4 protein-coding genes are annotated in these 4,977 nt (G+C 67.5%); all 4 read right to left on the bottom strand.

Annotated elements, in window-relative coordinates; translation table 11 throughout:
* Positions 1–104: 104 nt before the first annotated feature.
* Positions 105–929 carry a TniQ family protein gene (locus tag WAW17_RS27230; protein WP_422335977.1) on the bottom strand — a complete coding sequence of 275 codons (825 nt, stop codon included), beginning with the start codon at positions 927–929 and terminating at the stop codon, positions 105–107.
* A 50-nt stretch (positions 930–979) separates the two neighbouring features.
* Complete coding sequence (locus tag WAW17_RS27225; RefSeq protein ID WP_422335976.1) at positions 980–2,023, bottom strand: TniB family NTP-binding protein; 1,044 nt, start codon at positions 2,021–2,023, stop codon at positions 980–982.
* Positions 2,014–3,954 (bottom strand): Mu transposase C-terminal domain-containing protein, encoded by a 1,941-nt coding sequence (locus WAW17_RS27220; RefSeq protein ID WP_422335978.1) that lies wholly within the window; start codon positions 3,952–3,954, stop codon positions 2,014–2,016. The genes WAW17_RS27225 and WAW17_RS27220 overlap by 10 nt, the downstream gene beginning before the upstream one ends.
* Positions 3,955–4,079: 125 nt before the next feature.
* Positions 4,080–4,847, bottom strand: a complete 768-nt coding sequence (locus WAW17_RS27215) for a TnsA-like heteromeric transposase endonuclease subunit (protein ID WP_422335975.1) — start codon at positions 4,845–4,847, stop codon at positions 4,080–4,082.
* Positions 4,848–4,977: the final 130 nt, after the last annotated feature.

Genomic DNA, 4,977 nt, shown 5'->3' with positions numbered 1-4,977 from the left:
TGTCCTGTCTCATTGAAAGTGAGGCAGAGTCAGGGGCTTGACCTGGTGTGCCTCAGATTGGTGAGACGCCATGATCGCGTTTTGTCTCATGATGTTGAGGCAGGTCATCGAATTGCGGCGTGTGGGTCGTGGTGTTTGGTGAACCAGCCGAACAGCGGGTCGTAGGGACTGTTTTCGGGGTGGTACTCGATGCCGAGGTGTGCGTCGATGTCCTGCTGGAATCGTGGGAGTTCGTCGGTGTCGCCTGAAGCGGGTCGACGCCAGTAGGGCGTGGCGAGTACCCGGGCCAGGTCGATGGTCTGCGGATAGGTCACGACCGGTGTGATGGGGTCGTCGGGACGTAGTCTGCCGGTGAGTGGAGGGCGGTCGACAAGTGCGCGGATCAGCCGTGCTCGGCCTCGGTCGTGGAAGGCGTGCCGGGCCCAGAGCGCGGTGATGTGGGCCGCTTCGGCGAACGCGTCGGCGGCGGTTCGGCGCCCGTGGCGCCGGGCGAGCCGGTAGTGGCGGCGTTGAGCGTGCAGAATTTCGGGAACGGCGCTGACGTCGAGTTGTGCGACGCCGTGGCCGCGGACGGGTGGTCCGATCCAGATCCGGTGTGTGGGGCAGATATTGACCTCGGGAGGCTGCCAGGTGGTCGCGAACCGGAACGCGTCGCGACGGGCGGCGCAGTGCCGGCAGACGGTCCGGCGGGTGAGTAGGGGTTCTGGTGGATGAGCGGCTGGAGTCGTCGCAGTCCGTAGTTCGGGCAGGGCGTGGCTGAGGCTGCGCGGGGATCGGCCGGTTGCGGTGGCCAGGCCGTGCAGGGTGATCGGTTCGCGTGTTCGGCGTGTGCCGGTCAGGTGGGCGTAGAGATCGTCGGGGTGGAGCTGGTTGGCGGTGGCGAGCCGGTAGAGGTAGGAGGCAAGGGTTTCCCCATGGAGCGGAGGCACGGGTCGAGGCAGGCGGGCAGGTGGGGTGAGTCGGGTGCCGAAGGGGAACATCAGGCGGCGCCGTGGCGGGCGGACTCGGCGGCGTGGTCGAGCGGGATGGAGTCGAGGAGTTTGCGGGTGATGGCCTCTTCGCCTTCCAGGATCGCCAGTTGGGCGGCGGCGCGGACCAGGTGTGAGAGGCTGCCGATCATGCCGCCGGTGCGCCGGTGCAGGTAGCGGGCATGGCGGGTCAGCGTTCCTGGCTGGTGGCGGTGCAGCCGCAGCGCGTCGTCGAGGGTGGCGATCAGGGCCTTCCATTCGGCGTCGCCGGGGAACGGGCCGGTGTTGATCAGCACACAACGTCCGGCGATCTGCTTGCCGCGCACCCCGGTGAACAGCCGGCGCTCGATGTCGATGCCGGCGTATACGAACGTTGCGGGTAGGTGTTCGGTGAAGTATTTGAGGTGGTCGGACATGTCCTCGCCGGCGGAGGTGGCCAGGTTCAGGTTGTGAAGTTCGTCGACCAGCACCAGGTCTACCCGGGCCTGAATCATGACCTGGCAGACCGCGTCGGCGATGTCGGTGGTGTTGTAGCCGCGTTTGACCGGCGGCAGGCCGAGGAAGCGGGCGAACTCCATCGCCAGTTTGCGCGGCGAGCCTTTCGGCGGGGTGGTGACGTAGACGACCGGGATGCGATCGCCGGAGCGCTCGGGATAGCGTTGCCGCACCATCAGCTCGTGGGCGCGGCCGAGCTGTTTGAGGGCGGTGGTCTTGCCGGTGGTCTGTTGCCCGGACACGATCAGCCCGCGGCGGGCGCTGATCTCGCGCCGGTTGAGCAGGGTCAACAACCGGCCCTGTCGGGCCACGTCACGCAGCGTCGACGTCGCGACGATGATCATTTCCGAGTGATAGTTCAGCCGTGCCTCGTCGTAGGCGTTCCTGTCTGGCTCCGACAACTTCGCCCACCGCTGTTCAGGCAGCAGGTCGAAGTGGGCGGCGGGGGTGTCGACGAACCGTCGCCACCCGGCGAGCGTCATCGTCGGCTCCCGCCGGTCGGTCTCGAGTCCGGCGTCGAACTCGTCCGCCGGATCGTCGATGTGACCGGCTACCACCATTTCTTGGCCTCCTCACGGGCGTCGAAGACCCCGAGGGGGATCACGTCCGCCATCTGACCGTTGTCCTCGTCGTTGTCCTCGTCGTCATCCCATTGCGGCGGGGGCCCGGCCACCGGCGACGGGAGTGTCCGATCGGCCGCTGCCACTGCTCTGGTCCGGCCAGCGACCCGCTTGTCCTTCTTGGTCGGCTTCTCGTGTGCGGGACCGCGTTCGGCGGAGTCCAGCAATGCGGCTGCGGCGCTCGCGATCGCGGCCTCGGTAACCGGGTCCTCACCGCGGCGGGCCAGCATCTGTCGGGCGTGGTCCCAGGCCTGTTCCCCGAACGGTGTCGGCCCGGCCCGCAAGTGGGTCCACGGGGCCTGTATCCAGCCGCCGTCGTGATGATTGCGGACCCAGATCCGGGTGACGTCGTAGGGGTCGTAGTGCACTTCCCACAATCCTTTTCGCGCGTTCACCCCGGAGTGCTGGCGGCGGTGGGGAGTCAGCGCCGCGCAGTCGTAGGTGCGGCGTCCGATCTTCACCCCGTAGGCGTTGATCGTCCGCCAGACCGCCGGCAATAATTCGATGTAGTCGTCAGCGGTCAACGGCACCGGCACGTATCCCGCGGTTTCCACCAGCGCGGCATACATCTCGTTGGGGGTCAGCGCCTTGCCGGGAATCAACGGATGCCGCAGCCCGTCGTGGGGCCGGTTCTGCCAGGTCGAGACGAGCCACTCGTCGAGCAGCTGCTGCAACTCGACCATCGACCACACGGCGCTGTCCTCGGCGCCTCGGCCGCGGCGCTCGACGCTGCTGCCGACATAGCCCGCGACGTACTGAGCGAACAGGGTGCCCACCGCGGAAAAGCTCGTTTCGACGGTGCCCTTCTCCCACGGGGAGCCTTCGTGGGAGGGTTGCAGGTTGATGCCCATCGCTCGGCAGGCGTTGCGGAATGCCTGTGACATGTAGACCATGCCGTGATCGCACACGATGGTCTCCGGCACGATCACCGGGCGAGCGGCGGCGTGCTCGAGCCGCTGATCGATATCAGTCAGCCGTCGGTGCGGCAGCACCGACCGCGACATGCGCAGCGCATCCGACCAGCCCGGCCGCACCGGCTCCGGGGTCATCGCCCGCGCCAGCAACAGCGCCGCATCCACCGCCTTGGTCGTCGGCCGCAACACCGCCGCCGGGACCGACCGTGTCGCCACGTCGACGATCCAACTCAACTCGACCCGGTCGACCACCCCGTTGTCCAACACCACCCGCACGTCCAACGGAGTCGAGTCGATCTGCGTCCACTCACCCGGTCGCAGCGCCGTGACCGTCCCGAACGGGCCATCCGGCCGCTGCGCCAACGAGCGACGCGTCCGCGCCGAACCGAAGGTGTGCTTGCCCGCCGAGATCCGCTCGACCAGCCGATAGAACGTGGCCCGCGCCGGCATCACCGACGCCGGATCGACACCGTGCTCCTCAACGAGGATCTGCTCCACCCGCCGCCGCAGCCGAGTGACCGTCCCCGTCGACTGGTTCGTCTGTTCGACCACTGCCCGGTCGATCGCGGCGAGCACACGCTCGTCGGTCCGCGCGCCCGCCTTACGGGTCGAGCGGTGGTCGATCAAACCCCACACACCGTGTTTCTCGTAGGCCAGGCGACAACGCTGAAACGTGCTCAACGCCAACTCATTGCCGTCAAGAGAGAGCTCGCTGACCTTCGCCAACTCGCGCTGCCGCAGACTGTGCACCGCCGGGTCGTACTCCGGTCGAGGCCGGGCGGCCCGCCCCGCTTCCGGTGGAACGCCCGCGATCACCTCGACGATGTGGTGTTCCCACCATCGCGCCTGCTCCACCATCTCGGGGGCGACACCATCAAGTAGCCCTCGAGGCGGCAACGCCGCCACCCGGGTCACCACCCGAAACCCCGGCGCGGACAGCAACTCCGGCAACCCCATACTGCGCTCGCCGCCGGCCACATCGACCAACCGGACCTCGGTCCCCGATAAGCCCGTGACCGTGTAGGCGGCCCCGTCGACCTCAATCTCCTCGCCCACCCGCAGCTCAGCCGGCCGCGACACCGTCATCGGCCACCCCCAGCCACCCTGACCACAGACTCCCCGGTCAAGGGCGCCGACACCAGGTCGGCGACCAGGACCCCGGTCCACATCAGATGAAACAACGACGGCAGCATCGCGAGCCGATCGCCGACCCTCTCCACGCCAGCCAGCAGCGGTGACGGGTGGGAGAACACCTCCACCAGCATGTCGCGGTGGGCATCGTTCAGGCATCGGCGGTGCCGATACCCGGCCAGCCATCGCACATTCGCCGACAGCACCGGGTCCACCGTGCCCACCCGGCGATAACCCCAGCCCACCGACTCACACGCTGCGGCCGTGACCGCGAACGCCGCGGCATCCTCGTCCTTGATTCGGTCGTCGGCGCGCACATCGACCACCACACCACGGCCGTCGACCATCCGGACGAAGAAGTCAGGGGCATGGCGACGGGTCTTGCCGCCCGACTGCCATGACAGCCAAAACGGCTGCGCCGCGAACGACCTCACACGCGGTGAGAAGTCCAGCATCATCAGCTGATCCCGCTCCAACCACGACTCGTACCCGACATGGCGTTCCATGCAGGCAGCGAAATACTCGCCCGAAAAACTCCGCTGCCCCCGATAGGAGGGGAACTGCCGCACCGGCGGCACATCCTCGAACCGCGTCGCCCAGCACATCGCCAGCGCGTCCCGACGCTCAACCACACCCGCCGAACCGACCTCCAAGAACCGCAGCTCGAACCCATCCGCGTGATGGATGATGGCCGTCGCCGCCGCTACACCCCTCGCCACCATCACAACCCTGGACTCGACGCAGCACGAACAGCCCAAAGTAAAACACCGGGTGCCTCAACTTCGTGAGACGACACGCCGAATGCCTCAGATTGATGAGACTGCCTCAAGTTCAATGAGACGGGACAGC

It is taken from the genome of Rhodococcus sp. (in: high G+C Gram-positive bacteria), from assembly GCF_049286785.1.
GTDB lineage: Bacteria > Actinomycetota > Actinomycetes > Mycobacteriales > Mycobacteriaceae > Rhodococcus_F.
This window is presented reverse-complemented; position numbering and strand designations above follow the sequence as displayed.